The sequence below is a fragment of the Polynucleobacter sp. JS-JIR-II-50 genome (assembly GCF_018687895.1).
Lineage (GTDB): Bacteria > Pseudomonadota > Gammaproteobacteria > Burkholderiales > Burkholderiaceae > Polynucleobacter.
The window spans coordinates 1947930-1961533 of the sequence record NZ_CP061307.1; the positions used below are offsets into that span (position 1 = coordinate 1947930).

Genomic DNA, 13604 nt, shown 5'->3' on the forward strand with positions numbered 1-13604 from the left:
ATGAATGACGAGCAGTTACTTCGATACTCCAGGCACTTGCTGCTTGATGAGATTGATGTTGCCGGCCAAGAGAAGCTTCTTCACTCACACGCATTAGTCATCGGCGCTGGCGGCTTAGGTAGTGCTGCCGCCCCCTATCTAGCTGCTGCCGGAGTCGGGCATATCACCCTGGTAGATCATGATGATGTAGAGCTCACCAATTTGCAGCGCCAAATCATGCATGCCGAAAGTAGCGTTGGCAAAAGTAAAGTAGCATCAGGAAAAGAATTTTTACAACGCTTAAACTCCAGCATTCAGATTGAAACCATTCAGGCTAAAGCCACAGCTTCGCTATTAGATGAAATACTGCCAAGCGTTGATGTTGTTCTCGATTGCACAGATAACTTTTCAACCAGACACCTGATTAATGCTGCCTGCGTTAAACATCAAATTCCATTGGTTTCAGGCTCAGCTCTCAAGTTCGATGGTCAAGTGAGTGTTTTTGATCCGCGAAATTCAAGCTCACCATGCTATGCCTGCATCTTTTCTCCAGATGAAGTTTTTGAAGAAGTTAGTTGCTCTAGTATGGGCATCTTCTCGCCTCTAGTAGGGATTATTGGAGCCATGCAAGCTGCTCAAGCCCTGCAGGTATTAATTGGTTTTGGAGAGCCTTTGGTGGGCCGTATGTTGCTTTGGAATGGGCGTACGACTCAAATCGATGAAATCCGTATGAGCCGTAATTCCGAATGCTCAGTATGCGGCTCTTCACACCAGGCAACGCGCTAACCAGTTAAGAAAGCAGTCGCTCCAGAGCCTTTGCCTGCTCCTCGGGCTCATATGCCTTCAAGACCCTAGAAACGCGGGCCTTTAATAAGCCTACATTGGCCTGAAGAATTTCCCGCTTGACCAGCAATAACTGGCTGAAGTGCATTGAGAAATCCGTTAAGCCCAAGGCAAGCAATAACTTCGTTAATGCAGGATCACCAGCCATCTCACCACAAACAGCCACAGGCACATTGGCACGTTTAGCTTGCTCAATGATATTGGCTAATAAATTCAATATCGCTGGATGTAATGGGTCATATAAATGCGCAACTGCATGATCTGCACGATCAATCGCCAAGGTGTACTGAATTAAATCATTCGTTCCAATAGAAAGAAAATCGAATCGATTAATAAACAAAGGCAAGACTAAAGCGGCAGCCGGAATCTCAATCATCGCGCCAACTTGAATATTCGGATTAAATGCTTTGCCACGCTGATGCAATTGTTGTTTCGCTTTTTCAATCAGCCTAAAAGTTTCATCAATCTCCTTAGCATGCGCCAACATGGGGATCATGATGCGCGCTTGACCATGGGCTGATGCACGCAAGATTGCTCTGAGCTGCGTTAAAAAGATTTCAGGCTCTGTTAAAGACCAGCGGATCGCCCGCAAGCCCAGTGGTGATGTGCCTGTTTGAGAAATATCGCCACCACCACCCAGCGCCTTATCGGCGCCAACATCAATCGTTCTGATATTGACAGGTAAGCCGTGCATTAGATCGACTACGCGACGATATTCTTGATATTGCTGCTCTTCATCTGGCAAAGCCTGTTTACGGTCCATGAATAAAAATTCAGAACGGAATAAGCCGACCCCTACAGCTCCTAACTTCACTGCCTGAATGGCATCTTCTGGCAATTCAATATTGGCAAACAACTCAATCTCAACACGGTCGGCCGTTTCTGTTTTTGCATGCTTTAACTGTTGGAGCTTGCGAGCTTCTTTGAGAACCTGAGTTTGTAACTTGCGATATTCGGCTAGTAGCTGCTCATCTGGAGCAACCACAACAACGCCTCGATCGCCATCTAACACCAACCAATCACCATGGCGAATCATTTCGCTGGCGTGGCGAACGCCAACTACCGCAGGTATTTCCATACTGCGGGCCACGATAGCTGTATGAGAGGTTTTACCGCCCAGATCTGTTACAAATCCGGTAAAGGCATGCTCTTTAAAACGCAGCATGTCGTGTGGAGCAATGTCGTGTGCGACGATGATTGACTCAACGCCGATATCGCTGGTTGGCAGAAAATCGGAATCGTTTAATGGATCTTTTTTCTGAGCATTTAATGCCTTAATCACGCGTTCAGCAACCTGCCGAATATCGTTGGCACGCTCCTTTAAATACGCGTCCTCAATATCTGCAAATTGCTCTAACAGATCATTCAACTCAGTGGTTAATGCCCAAGCCGCATTTAAGCGTTGTGTACGAATGAGTTTAATAGGCTTCTCAGCCAAAGCTGGGTCAGCCAATATCATGCCGTGCACATCTAAGAATGCCGCCATCTCTTGCGGGGCATCTTTTGGCAATCCTTGGCGCAATTGCTCAAGCTCTAGGCGAACCTGATCAAATGCGTCCAATAGTTTTTGTGCTTCAGCCTCTTCTTTGCCAGCCTCAATCAGGTGATGGCTGACTTCTAATGCTGCACGAGAAATCAGTACCGCCTTGCCAATGGCAATGCCTTTCGATACTGGAATTCCGTGCAATGCAAAAGTCATACTATCTACTCACCCTCACCAAATCGGTCATTAATTAAAGCAGTGAGTGCCTGCAAAGCTTCATCTGCTTTTTCGCCCACAGTCTCAAGGGTCACAGTGCTGCCGATACCAGCCGCCAACATCATCACACCCATAATGCTCTTTGCATTAATTTGACGCCCATTACGTGACAACAATATTTCACAAGGAAACTGAGCAGCTAATTGAGATAGCTTGGCAGATGCGCGCGCATGTAAGCCTAATTTATTGATGATTTCGATTTCTGCCGAAGGCATAGTGTGCTGGCCCTTATCTATTCTTGATTTACTTTTGTACCTAAGCGCAAGATGCCATTCTGTCCACCAGCAAGGGCTTTTTGCGCCAAATCTTCCAGATTTTCTCCACGATGAGAAATGCAACGCATCAGCATAGGCAGATTTAATCCCGCCAGCACAATGACGGGCGCATTCAGGCCCGATAAAGGGCCCAAAGCCTCTAACTTGGAGGCCACATTAGCAGGGGTTGCACCCATAACATCTGTCAGGATCAAGACGCCGTTGCCTGTGTTCACACCATAAGCCGCCTTCATCACGCGATCAAAGCTTGCCTTGGTGTCTTCATGAGGAGGGATGTCCACTGCCCGAACACGCTCAGGCAAAACACCAAAAGTATGCTCAGCAAACCCCAGCATTGCGCTGGCAACCGGTGTGTGAGCAACGATGACAATTCCAGTCATATTTATGCCAATGCTTTCTCTAGTGCTGCCAACCAAAATTGCGCAACATTAAAGTTGCTTTGGTCAGTAATTTCAACAAAACAAGTGGGGCTTGTCACATTAATTTCAGTGAGATAACCACCGATTAAGTCCAACCCAACTAAGAATAATCCACGCTGATTTAAAACAGGCGCTAATTTTTCAGCGATTCTTTTTTCGGTCTCGGTTAAGGGCATCGCTACGCCTTTGCCACCAGCAGCCAAATTACCCCGAATTTCGCTACCCTGCGGAATGCGAGCTAGCGCAAATGGCACTACCTCTCCGCCAATTAAGAGCACCCGTTTATCACCCTGGGCAATTTCTGGAAGAAAGCGTTGAACCATCAGGGTTCTTGCACCATTCTCACCAAGCGTTTCTACAATGCTCGCAAGGTTAAGGCCATCAGCTCCAACCCTAAATACACCCATGCCGCCCATGCCATCTAAAGGCTTAATCACGATATCGCGATGTTCCTGATGAAAACGCTCTACTGCAGCCAATTCACGCGTGACCAAGGTAGGCGGAATCAGTTCCGGAAACTCTGTAATGGATAGTTTTTCTGAATGATCTCGAACAGCGCTCGGCTCGTTCAATACTTTCGCGCCCTGGCGTACTGCAGCGGATAACAACCAAGTGGTATTGAGGTATTCAATATCGAAAGGAGGGTCTGTGCGCATGAGCACAGCAGAAAAAGACTTGAGTGTTCGAGACTCAATATCTCCTAACTCAAACCAGTTGGTGGAGCTAGGCTTAATCACTAAAGATTGGCAATCAGCCACTACGAAATCATCCCTCCACAACACATTGCGACTTTGACAAAACCACAAATGGTGACCTGCCTCTTGCGCTGCTCGCATCATTGCGAGTGTGGAATCTTTTTGAACCTTAAAAGATTCAAGGGGGTCTGCAATAAAAAGAAGGTTCATTATTTCTATTGAGAGATTAGTAATTTATTTATGCAGCTTCAGCATTAGGATCGGTTCGCTCTAGCTCCAATGATGCAGCAAGCAGCGCTAAGCGAGCAACTACGCCATATAGATAGAAGCGATTGGGGGCGGCGCTACCTGGCTTAGCCCCTAGATCAGGCATTGAGTTTTGCTCAAAAGCTAGAGGCACAAAGTGCATGCCTGGAGCATTGAGATTCTCATCAGGACCGCGGTCGGTATGAACGCGATAGAAGCCGCCAATGACATAACGATCAATCATGTACACCACCGGTTCAGCAACTGCTTCATTGACCTTCTCGAAGGTATAGACACCCTCTTGAATCAATACATCGCTGACCTCGAGACCTTCCTTGACCACACTCATCTTATTACGGTCTTTACGATTTAAGCCCTTTAACTGCGCGGGATCATTGACCACCATCACGCCCATACCGTAAGTACCGGCATCGGCTTTTACTACGACATAAGGCTTCTCTTTAATGCCGTACTCACGATACTTCTTAGCGGTCTTTTTTAAGACTTGCTCTACAGCAGTTTGAAGTTCGTCTTCGCCCTTACGCTCGTGGAAATTAATGTTGGAGCAGCTTGTAAAGTAAGGATTGATCATCCATGGATCAATATCAACTACTTTGGCAAATTTCTTCGCCACTTCTTCATAGGCGGCAAAGTGATTTGATTTACGACGCACATGCCAGCCAGCATGCAAGCCTGGCAGCAAGTACTGCTCATAGATATTCTCCAGAATCGGAGGAATACCTGCGGATAAGTCGTTATTTAATAGGATCGAACAAGGATCAAAATCTTTTAGACCTAGGCGTTGCTTCTTGAGACCTAATCGAGAAAGCGGCTCCATCAACAAGCGATTGCCATCAGGCAAATCAATCCAGGTTGGCTTCTTAATTTCTTCGGAGAAAGTACCCAGTCGAACATTCAATCCGGCCTGACGCAAAATCGAAGACAAGCGCGCAATATTCTGCAAATAGAAAGTATTGCGTGTATGTCGTTCTGGTATCAGCAATAAGTTTTTGGCCTCAGGACAAATCTTCTCAATGGCAGCCATGGCAGCTTGAACAGCGAGCGGCAACATCTGCGGCGAAAGGTTATTAAACCCTCCAGGGAAAAGATTGGTATCAACTGGAGCTAACTTAAAGCCAGAATTACGTAAATCGACAGAACAGTAAAAAGGCGGAGTATGTTCTTGCCACTCCAGCCTGAACCAACGCTCAATGGTTGGGGTCGCTTCTAGAACCTTTGACTCTAATTCGAGCAAAGGGCCGGTGAGTGCAGTAATGAGATGTGGAACCATTCCACCATTGTAAGATTATTAAAAGAAAGACGCGGGATCCGAGGATCCCGCGCTTAAAACTAGGCAGCCAACCAAGGCCGCCCAGTGAGGGGTAAATCTACTGATTAAGACTCGTAAGCAGTCTCACCGTGTGAGCTGATATCCAAGCCTTCGCGCTCTTCTTCTTCCTTAACGCGCAAACCAATCACGATATCGATCAATTTGAAGGCTACGAAAGAAACTACGCCAGACCAAATTACAGTGGTAATTACGCCTTGAGCTTGGATCCACAATTGGCTAGCAATTGAGTAATCAGGAGCAACAGCGTTAGCCACATAATCCCAAATACCAGAGCCGCCTAATGCTGGGTCAGCAAATACACCAGTCAACAATGCACCAGTAATACCGCCTACGCCGTGAACACCAAATACGTCCAAGCTGTCGTCTGAGCCCAAAATCTTCTTGAGACCAGTAACACCCCAGAGGCAAACTACACCAGCAACCAAGCCAATGATGATTGAACCCATTGGGCCAGCAAATCCAGCCGCAGGAGTAATTGCAACTAAACCTGCTACGCAACCAGATGCAGCACCCAACATGGAAGGCTTACCTTTGAGAACCCACTCAGCAACTGACCAACCCAATACAGCAGCAGCAGTAGCTAAATAAGTATTCACGAATGCCAAGGCAGCACTACCGTTTGCTTCAAGAGCTGAACCAGCATTGAAACCAAACCAGCCGAACCACAAGAGAGCAGCGCCAGCCATTACATAAACTAAGTTATGTGGCTTCATTGCTTCTTTACCGTAGCCCAAACGCTTGCCGATTACAAAGGAACCAACCAAACCAGCGATCGCAGCATTGATATGCACAACAGTTCCACCAGCAAAGTCGAGAACACCTTTTTGCCACAACCAACCAGCACGAGCAGTAATTGCTTCGAGTGATGCAGCATCTTTGATGTCATCTGGACCAGGCCAGAACCAAACCATGTGAGCGATTGGCAGGTAGCTCAAAGTGAACCAAATCACCATGAATACCAAAATTGCAGAGAACTTAGCACGCTCAGCAAAAGAACCAATGATCAAGCAGCAAGTGATTGTTGCGAACACTGCTTGGAAAGCCATAAATACATACTCAGGAATCACAACACCCTTACTAAAGGTTGCCGCTACTGAGTCTGGATTCATACCAGCCAAGAAGAGACGATCTAATCCACCGATGAATGCTCCGCCTTCCGTGAATGCAAAGCTATAGCCATAAATCGCCCATAGCACTGAAATCAATGAGAAGACCATGAAACATTGCATACAGATAGACAAGATGTTCTTGCTACGTGTCAAACCGCCGTAGAACAACGCCAAGCCAGGAAGAGTCATCAATAGCACTAATGCTGTACAGACCATCATCCAAGCAGTGTCACCTTTATTGCACTTTTCAGAGCAAAGAACAGGAGCAGGTTCTGCAGCAGCAGGAGTAGCAGCAGGAGCTGTTACAGCTGGTTTTTTTACTTCATCAGCATGCGCTGGCGAAGTAACGATTACACCAGTAGCACCAATAGCCAAGGCCATAGCACCACCAGCAACGAGTCGTTTCATCCAAGTTAACATTTTGAACCTCTCTTTAAAGTGCTGACGCGCCGGTTTCACCGGTGCGAATACGAATGACGTGCTCAACTGGAGAGACAAAAATCTTGCCATCACCAATCTTGCCAGTACGTGCTGATTTTTCGATTGCTTCAATCGCACGCTCCAAGATGCCATCTTCAACAGCAGCTTCAATTTTTACTTTAGGTAAAAAGTCGACAACATACTCAGCACCACGATACAACTCGGTGTGACCTTTTTGACGACCAAAGCCTTTAACTTCAGTGACGGTAATGCCCGAAACTCCCACTTCCGAGAGAGCTTCGCGCACTTCGTCAAGCTTGAAGGGCTTGATGATTGCGGTAATTAATTTCATGTGTTTCTCCGTTCAGAGTGGAAATTAGAAAGTTTTTGTCAAAGCTACAACTGCGTTACCACGACCTTGGTTACCGCCGTTAGGTGTTGTGTACATGTAGTTGTTACCAACTTTTTGCACGCTAGTACCTGTGTAGTAAGCAGTACCTGACAAACCACCGCCAAAGTCCTTAGTTAAGCCAAATTTCCAGTCTGCATAGCTCAGGTTATAAGTACCGCCCATACCAGTACCAGCGATTGCTGAAGTAGTAACGATGTTATTCGGAACATACTGATAACCAACGTGACCATTCAAGGTAATTCCGTAGAAACCTGTGTCATAGTTTGCTGTCAAGTCTGGGTAGAAAGCACCTTTAGAGTTATAGATACCGAAGAGGTTGCTCAACGCATAAGAAACTTTCAAGAAACCAGTTACTGGACCTGCTGTAAAGTTTTGTGCAGCATAGATCTCAGTAGTACTAGGAGATGCGCCAGAAGACTGACGGCCAGTTGGATTGGCTTGTAACTGATTTGCAGTTGGGGCGTTAGCCATCATTCCAGAAACTGGGTAGTAGTACTGCAATACACCAAAGTCAGAGGCAAAACCTTCGCCGATCAACTCTTTCTTGAAACCAGCGTAGAAGTCCATTTCGATTGGGGCAGTAACAGAACCTGTGCCGCTACCAGGCTTACCATTGCCACCGCCGTAGCTATCGCTGATCCAGCTGATGTTTGAGTTCCAGTTACCTACATAGAAACCGCTCTCATGCGCGTAGTCAAAGCCGCCTTGAATCGCTGGCTTGTTATTGGTTTGTGTCAAACCACGATAGATATAGTTGCTTGCAACAGTTACGTTTGCAGTGATTGGACTTACTTCTGGTGCTGCTGGTTCGTCAGCCGCGAATGCTGCTGTTGAAAGGCCTGCCAACAAAGCTACTGCTGCCGCAGAGATTGCTGTCTTTTGCAAAGTTTTCATGAACTACTCCTTACTGGTTGTAATAAAAAAATGGGTTGAATGCTTATTGCATGGGGTGATATTGAATCCCCAGGGGTTCATGGCTTTGTCACAAATCCCCTAAATAAGGCAAATGCTCTTTTTTGGTGCTAAATATTGCACCGAATGAGTGAACATGGGGCATTTTTTGGGTTTTAACCCCTTTTTGGGTAGTTTTACGCATACAACTTAAAATACGAATGTGTATCTTTTCTGCAACTCTCAATAGAACTGCGAACCCTCATCATGCAAAAACCAGGCGAAATTCTCGGGCAAATCCAACGTATCGCTAACGATATGCAGAACAAAGTTGGTGATGCAATCCGCAATTCTCCAGCTCAAGAAATTGAAAAGAATGTACGCGCCATGATGAATCAAGGATTTCAGAAAATGGATTTGGTAACACGCGAGGAATTCGAGCTGCAAACTAAAGTGCTGGCCAAGACACGTGAAAAGTTAGAAGCGCTTGAAGCTAAAGTTGCCGCACTAGAAAAACAATAATTAAATAATCTTCTCTTCAGACTACTCTGGAGAAAAATCACTAAAGAAGTTTTCGTACTCTTCTTTAGACAATAAAGTTTTTGCACTCTCCGTACCTGCATTGGTATGCAAGACTGAGATCTGATAAATCCAGATATCGCCATTCTGTGCAACTCGATTAATCCAACGAACGCGCATGAGTTGCTGTGATTTACCGTTGGATTTCAAATCCAGAAAATAATCTTTGATCGGTAAACGCTGTCGATCTGCTGTTTTATAAAAAGCATCCTCAACAATGACATCACCACCAGATGCTTTTGTCCTATCAATTAAATTAGTCTGTAATTGCGAAAGTAACTTACTTAGTGAGGCACTTTGATTGGCTGGCAACTGGATAGTGCTAACCGAGTAAATATCATCATCAATTTTTACCGCTTCAAGTGTCTGTAAGAGCTCTTGATCAAGATAAGGAATGCGGCGCTCTAATTTATCTGGCTTCCCAGGAAATAAAGCGGTATATCTTTCTTGCGGCGCTTGGACTGTGCGCCAATCTAATTTAGGACTGCATGCAATGAGAAAAATGAAAGCCGCTAGTAAGGTAGCGGCCTTAGAAGCCCATCTAAACAACCCCAGCTCCGTGCGCCTGTTGATCTGCATGATAGCTTGAGCGCACCATGGCGCCTACAGCTGCATGGGAGAAGCCCATTTCATATGCCTTTTCCTCAAACATCTTAAAGACGTCGGGATGAACGTAACGCGTAACAGGCAGATGATGTCCAGACGGGGCGAGATACTGACCGATAGTGAGCATGTCGATATTGTGCTCACGCATATCGCGCATCACTTCCAAAATCTCTTCGTCTGTTTCACCAAGACCCACCATCAAACCACTTTTAGTAGGAATATGAGGGAAACGTTCTTTAAAGTCCTTCAAGAGCTTCAAAGAATGCAAGTAATCCGCACCCGGTCTAGCTTGTTTGTATAAACGAGGCACTGTTTCGAGGTTGTGATTCATCACATCAGGCAAACCACTAGGCGCATGCTCAGCAAAAATATCCAACGCTTTATCTAGGCGGCCACGGAAATCTGGCACCAACACTTCAATACGGGTATTCGGGGAGAGTCTACGTGATTGAGAAATGCAATCGACATAGTGCATTGCGCCACCATCGCGAAGATCGTCACGATCTACGCTCGTAATCACCACATAGTTCAGTTTGAGTGCAGCAATAGTACGTGCTAAGTTAGCAGGCTCTTTTGTATCAAGAGGATCTGGTCTACCGTGACCTACATCACAGAAAGGGCAGCGACGGGTGCACTTGTCACCCATGATCATGAATGTGGCAGTTCCTTTGCCAAAGCATTCGCCAATATTGGGGCAGCTGGCTTCTTCGCAAACGGTTACCAACTCGTTCTCGCGCAAAATCTTTTTAATTTCAGAAAAGCGGGAGTTATTAGAGGCTGCCTTTACCCGAATCCAGTCAGGCTTTTTCAATACCTCTGTTAAAGGAATAATTTTGATCGGAATGCGCGCAGTCTTCTCGCTCGATTTTTGTTTACGTGATGCGTCGTAATTGAGATCTTGGCGCGCCTCAATAGCTGGGTTGGTGTCAGGCTTATTCGTTGTCATGATGGCATCAGTTGCTTTTGTAAGTGCTGCAAAAGCCTTTGGCTAATAGTAGCTATATTGTCCTTGATCCCAAGGGTTTGCATGTCGACCGTCCTTAAACCCTCATACCCACAGGGGTGGATACGCTGAAATGCCCCTAAGTCGGTAGCGACATTCAGGGCTAGGCCATGATAGGAGCAGCTTTTGGAGACTTTGAGGCCCAAGGCAGCTACCTTTGCACCAATCCATTCTGGGGGCACTCCTGACTGCTGAGAGACATAAATTCCAGGGGCTCCCGGATGCCTTTCCACCTTAATCCCAAAATCTGCCAGCGTATCTATCAGCGCTTGCTCTATACGAGAGACCAATTCTTTTACAAAGATCCCTAGACGCTTTAGATCTAGCAAAAGATAAACCACGATTTGGCCTGGCCCGTGATACGTAATTTCTCCACCCCGATCTACTTGAACGAGTGGAATTTGATTGCTGGGTGAATGTAAGTTACCTGCATCGCCTGCCAAACCTAAAGTGAAAACAGGGGGATGTTCTAAGACCCAAATTTCATCGGGCGTTTCGTTAGTGCGTACTTTAGTAAAGAGCTTCATCGCCTCATAAGTAGAAGCGTAATCGGCTACACCCAGTTGTTTTACTAAAGCTGCCATGAATTAATTACAGAACAATACTAACCAATGGATGGGTGGACAAGGTTCTGTACAACTCATCTAACTGTTCACGACTAGTAGCAGTAATTGGCAAAGTAATGCCGAGGTAATTTCCATCCTTAGAAGGACGCTGCTCGACCTTACTCTCATCAAACGTAGGATCAAATTGTTTGGCAATATGCACTATCGCTGGAAGATATTCTGGATTTGCTTTACCCATGACCTTGATTGGAAATAATGATGGGTACTCGATTAATGATTTTTCTTCGGCCATATAGTCTTTCTATTTCTAATTACTTACGATGATCTGGCATACCTAACCACGCGCCAGTAATGATGTTGCGAATGCAATGTAAGCGGCGATGAAAGAAATGATCTGCGCCAGGTACTACTTGCACAGTTAACTCTTGGGGCCGCGCCCAATCTAAAACATCAAGCAAGGGAATGGTTTCATCCAACTCCCCATGAATCAAAATCGTATCGGCTGGAACTGGGGCCAGAGTCCATTTGCCTGCAGCGCTACCCACCATTACCAGGCGCTCAGCTGGACGACCTAAGTCTGAAAGCCTTTGCACTAAGTGACTGCCAACAAAGCTTCCAAAAGAAAAACCTGAAACTACTAGCGGCAAAGTATTCGCATCTCCTATCCAGGAGTGACTCGCAGTTGCTTCAAGCTGACTCCAACTTGATGGTGTACGCATCCAATCGGTTACATGAAGTAAATCCTCAAGCTCACCAACACCGTCGTCATGAACACCCTCAGTTCCACCTACACCGCGAAAGTTTGGGCGCACACTGACGTAACCCAATTGGTTAAAAGCACGCGCCATGGTTTGAGCTACCTTGTTATCCATCGTACCGCCCATCAAAGGATGGGGGTGAGCAACGAGGGCCAAGCCACGCACTGCAAATGCAGGATCATTTTTTAATTCATCTGGCAGATCGATGGACATCTCCATTGATCCAACAATGCCTTCAATCTGAATTACTTTTGTACGGCTATTCATAAAAAACTTTCAACTCTCTGAAATAACTAAGCTAATTGCAAGCGCTCTACTGGGAGCCCTGCGATTAAATGGGACTGGATAATTTCTTCAACATCATCTACATCAACCATGGTGTACCAAATACCCTCTGGGTAGACAACCATGACAGGACCGTCAGCACAGCGATCTAGGCATCCCGCCTTATTCACCCGAATTTTTCCTGGGCCCGCAAGACCAAGCTCTTTCACTCTTTTCTTGGCATAGTCAAACAAGGCAAAAGCATTGTGCTGATCACAACAATCCTCACCATTGGCGCGCTGATTGAGGCAAAAAAATAGGTGATGTGAAAAACTCATAGAAAAATTATATTCATCAATGTTTCGGTTTAAATTCAACAGCACTTCGAACCATCCAAATCAGTGCCAGAGGTAACCATACTACGGAAACCCATTGCATTAACTCATTAAAGTGCAATAGGCGTCCTTGATACCAGTGTCTGAGCGTCAGAATGAAATATGGATTGTCTGGCAAAACATTGACCGCTATTGTGGTTCCCAGCAAGCAAATCAAAGCCAACCAAAACTTAGTTGCCTGCTTAAATCGCAAGGCCCATCTTAATAAGATGCTACCTAATACCATTCCCCAGAGAGCGCCGGCTGTAAGCCAGATCAAACTAAACTCAGCGCCAAATTGAAGGGCGGTAAATAAAGTCTTCACCATCACTGTTAGGCCAAGCAATCCATTGAGAATACGCCACTGGGGGGCTTTAGTGCGCAACCCCAGAGAGAGCAACAAGGCCACTCCAAGCCAGCATAGCGAGGTAATTACCGCCTCTTGAATAACCTGATTGATCACCACAGTACCCCAATCAACGGAGCCAAATATGGCATGCCCCCATACGCCCGTACCAAGCCAAGAGCTTTGAGGATAAATTTGTGACCAGGGAAACAATAAGAACAAGGCACACGCTGCCCAATTAAGGCCAAACCATTGATCAAAACGTCGACGAATTGCGCTTCCAGAAAGCCATTGTGGTCCTAGAGGAATCGCCAATAAGCCACCTAACAGTCCTCCCAATATATTGGCCCACCAGTCCATCTGGCTCGGTATGCGAGTGGGCAGCCAAGACTGCAAAGTTTCCACTCCTAGCGCTAGGCCAGCACTCAAGCCAAGAGCAATTCCAAGGGCTACATAGTTACGCCAACGAGGGTAGGTAGCAAACATCACCAAAAACCCAAATGGAATGTAAGCCAAGATATTGACCGATACATCAAATAGGGTCATAAAGCGAGGTAGTGGAGCGTCCAACCACGCCCAAGCAGAGATCCCATTCTGAAAATCAAAGTCAAAGGGGTTCAGGCTTACATAGATGATCAAAAGCGCGTAGCTTAAGCTCATGGCCCTCGCCAATGGCATAGCCTGTAGTGGCCATACCAGCTTCCGAGGT

At 46.1% G+C, this 13604-nt stretch carries 17 protein-coding genes; 2 read left to right on the forward strand and 15 right to left on the reverse strand.

Going from position 1 to position 13604, the window contains the following annotated elements:
- The gene (locus FD963_RS09690) at positions 1-765 is read left to right on the forward strand and encodes a HesA/MoeB/ThiF family protein (protein ID WP_215362299.1); all 765 of its coding nucleotides are present in this window, start codon (positions 1-3) and stop codon (positions 763-765) included.
- A gap of 4 nt (positions 766-769) precedes the next feature.
- Here the strand turns inward: FD963_RS09690 and ptsP are convergent, their stop codons facing one another.
- The 8 genes from ptsP to FD963_RS09730 all read right to left on the reverse strand — a co-directional run bounded on the left by ptsP (position 770) and on the right by FD963_RS09730 (position 8402).
- Positions 770-2521 (reverse strand): phosphoenolpyruvate--protein phosphotransferase, encoded by a 1752-nt coding sequence (gene ptsP / locus FD963_RS09695; RefSeq protein WP_215362301.1) that lies wholly within the window; start codon positions 2519-2521, stop codon positions 770-772.
- Positions 2522-2526: 5 nt separating this feature from the next.
- The gene (locus tag FD963_RS09700) at positions 2527-2796 is read right to left on the reverse strand and encodes an HPr family phosphocarrier protein (RefSeq protein WP_215362303.1); all 270 of its coding nucleotides are present in this window, start codon (positions 2794-2796) and stop codon (positions 2527-2529) included.
- 17 nt (positions 2797-2813) lie between these two features.
- Positions 2814-3236, reverse strand: coding sequence for a PTS sugar transporter subunit IIA (locus FD963_RS09705; RefSeq protein WP_215358707.1), 423 nt, complete (start codon positions 3234-3236; stop codon positions 2814-2816).
- A 2-nt stretch (positions 3237-3238) separates the two neighbouring features.
- Positions 3239-4180, reverse strand: a complete 942-nt coding sequence (gshB, locus tag FD963_RS09710) for a glutathione synthase (RefSeq protein WP_215362305.1) — start codon at positions 4178-4180, stop codon at positions 3239-3241.
- Between the two features lie 28 nt (positions 4181-4208).
- Positions 4209-5507: a glutamate--cysteine ligase gene (gshA, locus tag FD963_RS09715; protein ID WP_072582662.1), complete on the reverse strand. Its 1299-nt coding sequence runs from the start codon at positions 5505-5507 to the stop codon at positions 4209-4211.
- Positions 5508-5611: 104 nt separating this feature from the next.
- The gene (locus tag FD963_RS09720; RefSeq protein WP_215362307.1) at positions 5612-7096 is read right to left on the reverse strand and encodes an ammonium transporter; all 1485 of its coding nucleotides are present in this window, start codon (positions 7094-7096) and stop codon (positions 5612-5614) included.
- Between the two features lie 13 nt (positions 7097-7109).
- Positions 7110-7448 carry a P-II family nitrogen regulator gene (locus FD963_RS09725; RefSeq protein ID WP_011903792.1) on the reverse strand — a complete coding sequence of 113 codons (339 nt, stop codon included), beginning with the start codon at positions 7446-7448 and terminating at the stop codon, positions 7110-7112.
- A 24-nt stretch (positions 7449-7472) separates the two neighbouring features.
- Positions 7473-8402, reverse strand: coding sequence for a TorF family putative porin (locus FD963_RS09730; RefSeq protein WP_215362309.1), 930 nt, complete (start codon positions 8400-8402; stop codon positions 7473-7475).
- 264 nt (positions 8403-8666) lie between these two features.
- Between FD963_RS09730 and FD963_RS09735 the strand changes: the two genes are divergently transcribed.
- Positions 8667-8921, forward strand: coding sequence for an accessory factor UbiK family protein (locus FD963_RS09735; RefSeq protein WP_215362311.1), 255 nt, complete (start codon positions 8667-8669; stop codon positions 8919-8921).
- A 21-nt stretch (positions 8922-8942) separates the two neighbouring features.
- Here the strand turns inward: FD963_RS09735 and FD963_RS09740 are convergent, their stop codons facing one another.
- From FD963_RS09740 to FD963_RS09770, 7 genes are read right to left on the reverse strand one after another with little or no spacing between them, the layout of a single operon-like run.
- A complete protein-coding gene (locus FD963_RS09740; RefSeq protein ID WP_251367232.1) occupies positions 8943-9527 on the reverse strand; it encodes a hypothetical protein in 585 nt (194 codons plus the stop codon).
- Positions 9520-10530, reverse strand: coding sequence for a lipoyl synthase (lipA, locus tag FD963_RS09745; protein ID WP_215362313.1), 1011 nt, complete (start codon positions 10528-10530; stop codon positions 9520-9522). Before lipA ends, FD963_RS09740 begins: the two co-directional genes overlap by 8 nt.
- A complete protein-coding gene (lipB, locus tag FD963_RS09750; RefSeq protein ID WP_215362315.1) occupies positions 10527-11171 on the reverse strand; it encodes a lipoyl(octanoyl) transferase LipB in 645 nt (214 codons plus the stop codon). Before lipB ends, lipA begins: the two co-directional genes overlap by 4 nt.
- Positions 11172-11178: 7 nt before the next feature.
- On the reverse strand, positions 11179-11445 hold the full coding sequence (locus FD963_RS09755) for a DUF493 family protein (RefSeq protein ID WP_215362317.1): 267 nt from the start codon (positions 11443-11445) through the stop codon (positions 11179-11181).
- 19 nt (positions 11446-11464) lie between these two features.
- Positions 11465-12178 carry an alpha/beta hydrolase gene (locus FD963_RS09760; RefSeq protein ID WP_215362319.1) on the reverse strand — a complete coding sequence of 238 codons (714 nt, stop codon included), beginning with the start codon at positions 12176-12178 and terminating at the stop codon, positions 11465-11467.
- A gap of 26 nt (positions 12179-12204) precedes the next feature.
- Complete coding sequence (locus tag FD963_RS09765; RefSeq protein ID WP_215362321.1) at positions 12205-12513, reverse strand: ferredoxin; 309 nt, start codon at positions 12511-12513, stop codon at positions 12205-12207.
- Positions 12514-12529: 16 nt separating this feature from the next.
- A complete protein-coding gene (locus FD963_RS09770) occupies positions 12530-13555 on the reverse strand; it encodes a VanZ family protein (RefSeq protein ID WP_251367233.1) in 1026 nt (341 codons plus the stop codon).
- Positions 13556-13604: the final 49 nt, after the last annotated feature.